Source organism: Oleiphilus sp. HI0079 (genome assembly GCF_001635105.1).
The window spans coordinates 1-1,014 of the sequence record NZ_LWFT01001008.1; the positions used below are offsets into that span (position 1 = coordinate 1).

Annotated in this window: 2 protein-coding genes; both read right to left on the reverse strand. The window is 47.1% G+C overall.

Annotation, left to right across the window (positions count from 1 at the left end; all coding sequences use genetic code 11):
- Positions 1–557 (reverse strand): SWIM zinc finger domain-containing protein (locus A3750_RS18330; protein WP_197475143.1); only part of this gene is annotated, 557 nt, incomplete at its 3' end.
- A 6-nt stretch (positions 558–563) separates the two neighbouring features.
- Complete coding sequence (locus A3750_RS18335; RefSeq protein WP_068452959.1) at positions 564–806, reverse strand: YheU family protein; 243 nt, start codon at positions 804–806, stop codon at positions 564–566.
- Positions 807–1,014 lie beyond the last annotated feature (208 nt).

Genomic DNA, 1,014 nt, shown 5'->3' on the forward strand with positions numbered 1-1,014 from the left:
AACTCGGCAAATAATTGATTAATGCGAGAAAAAAAGACTTTTACTTGCCGCTGACTAAACAGATTCCTCTTGTCATCAATCCGCGTTAACTCTGTGACTCGCGCTTTTAGCTTTACGAAGTCGATCTGCTCATTCGACAAGGTCGCCTTCAACGAAAAGCGCTCAAACTGCTCGGGCATCTGCTCAAGAAGATCAAGCATATGCTTGGCCATCACCTGTTTATCTAAGCCAAGTAGGTAGGCAAAAATTCGGGATTTTTCAGGCCCCTTCGACAACGAGAGCAACTGCTGAGACAAGTGATTGCCATGTAAAACCAGCTCTACACAGTGATGGCAAAAGTCAAAACCATCGGACTCTGGACACGAACAATGCCCATCAACGATGTTCCCGACATGCTTTAACTCAACATCAAAGCCATCAACCACTGCAGTGACGAAGTTGCCTTTTCGATGATACTTCTCGATGCGATTACTTTGATAAGCGGCAATGCCACGCTGGTAACCCGCCTTGCCCGCGCGTTTTAAAAGCTCTTCTTGCCCAACAATGAATTGAGACATACCGTCTTACTCGTGCTGTTGTGGCGGAGTGTTAAGGTCGGGCAGTTCATTCGCTGCTAACAGATAAGCACTTTCTTCATACTCACTGTACCAAAGCACCAGTTCACCGTTATTAAGCGCCTTTTGAGCAAAAGCGATGCGCTCTGCCTCTGGGGATTCGGTATCATTCAGCCCCCAAGCGCGATGACAATATTCTTTTAACAGGCCTTCGAGCGCTTCGGAGCTCACCGACTCATGCGGTATCACCATAGTGTTTACTACTTTTATGGTTTGTTTGTGATTTGCTTTTTAGGCACATCTGCTGCGCCTATGATGCAACCTTGGCTTTGCGAGCTCTGGTTTTCTTTGCCGCTGCCGCTTTTGGTTTTGCAGCTCGTGAGGCCGCTTTACGTGGCGGTGTTTTCAACACTTCGACCCTGACAGGCATACCGTTTAAAACCGATGTTCCTGTTAGTTT

Coding starts and splice junctions, on each gene's coding strand:
- A3750_RS18335 (WP_068452959.1), bottom strand. CDS start 806: ATGGTGATACCGCATGAGTCGGTGAGCTCCGAAGCGCTCGAAGGCCTG.